This window comes from Dissulfurispira sp. (assembly GCF_036745535.1).
Classification (GTDB): domain Bacteria; phylum Nitrospirota; class Thermodesulfovibrionia; order Thermodesulfovibrionales; family Dissulfurispiraceae; genus Dissulfurispira.
On record NZ_DAIOFX010000001.1, the window covers coordinates 124,745 to 126,567 of the forward strand.

Here is a 1,823-nt window from a genome sequence, read left to right on the forward strand (position 1 = left end):
GCGGAAGCGTTAAATAATCGTTTTGGGGAGCGCCAAATGTATTAGCATTATACGGATTTTTGAAAAACAAGCGTTGATTATCATTGGAAAACTCGCTGTGAAAGTAGGTAAGAGATAAGAACAGAGGATTCTTTGCATAGCCTAATTCAGCCTTCAGGTTATTTGTTACATAATCGACAGGCTCCGGCATCTCTATAAAATATGAACCGCCTCCGGTAGTCAGCGCTGCTGAGTTGGGTTTAATACCGTCTCGCTCTTCCCTGGCGTAGGACACGTCAAGATAAAACGGCTTCAACATTTCGAGCTTAACGCCTGCTTCCATCTGTTTTCTTTTGAGAGAATAGGTCAAACAGATTGGTAGGTGTGTATGTGGACGGAGTGCCGATTGCAAATGCTGCTCCTGTTGTCAGCCTGTTTGTGCCTGCTCCGCTGAAGATCGTTTTAGCGCCATAGGTAAAGTTGTGCGGTATTTCGCTGTATTTGAGATATAGCTTAAACTTCCCCCACATGCCGCCTTCAAGCTTGTAATTCTGTGTGTCATAGGCTATATCATCGGCGTAAAGTTTCAAAAAATACTGCTCGCTGTCATACTTCAGACGTATCTTTCCATATACTCCACTGTCCATATCTCTGTATTCATTGAATTTCGCCTCGTTGCCATTGATATCTACAAACTTTCCAGTAGCCTTAATCTCTCCGCTGAAGGGCTTATTATCTTCTGCATACAGGCCATTCGTCAGCAGCAACAAGAAACAGAACGCTAATATTATATATATTGGTATCCTTTTCATCATCCCTCCTCCTATCTCGTAAATTTAGGGCCTCTTCTTCCGACCCCAAAGCCGCCGTGAATATTTGTATGACAGTTAGTGCATGAACGCGCAATCAGCTTGTTTCTGCTCGATGCCGATCCAGTGCCCTCAAACCCATACTCCGATGTGTAGGCTGTGCCCGGGTGCATCGTCCAGTCATGACAGTTCTGACACAGATTGGGCATCTTCTTTGCCAACAGTTTACTATAGTTGCTTCCATGCGGCGTATGGCAGGTCAGACAGTTCTCCTCTACTGGTGAATGTTCGAACATATACGGACCCCTCTTTTCTGCATGGCATTTATAACACAATTCGTTCACCGTATCTGCTTTTACCATCTTGTTTCCGAATTCTCCGTGTGGGTCATGACAGTCGCTGCATGAAACCTTGCCCTCTTTTATGGGGTGATGCGACTGTTTATTTGCCTGTGCCTTAATGTCTCTATGGCATCCAAAGCACAGTTCAGGCTGGCTTGCCTTTAAATTCTTTGGAAGGCTGGAATGGGCGGTATGACAGTCGCTACACGAAACGCCGGCTGATTTATGTTTGCTCATATTCCAGAATGCCTGGCCCTTTTGCTCTTCATGGCAGGTAAGACATCTCTCGGCTTTATCTTTTGCATCCACTTTTTTGCCAAAGGCAAAAATACCTACTCCCTTTCCTCCACCTTTCTCTACATGTCCAGCGCCGGCGCCGTGGCAGGATTCGCATTGGTTCGCATTAGCAGGACTCTTTGTTATTGCCTTTTTTTGCATGAAGGGATTTTGAGTAGCTATCATAATAACCTTCATGGCATCCCTTACAGGTTTCAGCGCCAACATACTCTTCTTTGTTTTTTGCCTTTCTCTCGTTGCTAAATGACATGCTACTGTAACTCAGTATAAACATGCCTATCAGCAATAACAGCACAACATGTTTTCTTCGCATTACAACCTCCCCTTGCTATATTTTTATTATTGATTCTGTGCCGCCATACTTCCTTCAGGAGATTATTTACAGCCCTGCGTATTT

Annotated in this window: 3 protein-coding genes; all 3 read right to left on the reverse strand. The window is 44.4% G+C overall.

The features are described 5' to 3' along the window. Positions 1–322 (reverse strand): MtrB/PioB family outer membrane beta-barrel protein (locus V7L97_RS00705; protein ID WP_333652303.1); only part of this gene is annotated, 322 nt, incomplete at its 3' end. Further along, positions 306–794, reverse strand: coding sequence for an MtrB/PioB family outer membrane beta-barrel protein (locus V7L97_RS00710; protein ID WP_333652305.1), 489 nt, complete (start codon positions 792–794; stop codon positions 306–308). The genes V7L97_RS00705 and V7L97_RS00710, both read right to left, overlap by 17 nt. 8 nt (positions 795–802) lie before the next feature. Further along, positions 803–1,633 (reverse strand): DmsE family decaheme c-type cytochrome, encoded by an 831-nt coding sequence (locus V7L97_RS00715; RefSeq protein WP_333652307.1) that lies wholly within the window; start codon positions 1,631–1,633, stop codon positions 803–805. Positions 1,634–1,823: the final 190 nt, after the last annotated feature.